This is a genomic window from Bartonella sp. AA9NXGY, assembly GCF_042196845.1.
Classification (GTDB): Bacteria; Pseudomonadota; Alphaproteobacteria; order Rhizobiales; family Rhizobiaceae; genus Bartonella.
The window spans coordinates 1-235 of record NZ_JBHIRB010000109.1; the positions used below are offsets into that span (position 1 = coordinate 1).

At 38.3% G+C, this 235-nt stretch carries 1 protein-coding gene; it reads right to left on the reverse strand.

Annotation, left to right across the window (positions count from 1 at the left end; all coding sequences use genetic code 11):
- The coding region (locus ACFIM6_RS10085) for a ribonucleotide-diphosphate reductase subunit beta (RefSeq protein ID WP_375612697.1) at positions 1-235 on the reverse strand (235 nt) is incomplete at both ends.

Below are 235 nucleotides of genomic sequence, written 5' to 3' on the forward strand. Positions count from 1 at the left end.
ATGAACATTTTCTTCTGACCACCTAAATGCATCATCAACTTCTACTGTCGAGCATAAAGTTGAAAAAATAGAGGAATAAGAACGTGCATGAACCGCTTCCATGAACGCAATATTCGTCAATACAGCCTCCTCATGCTCTGTTATTGCATCAGCCATAAGTGAAATGGCTCCTACAGTATTTTGAACTGTATCAGAAAGAGTCAAACCTGTAAAAAAACGAATTGTTAGCGTTCGT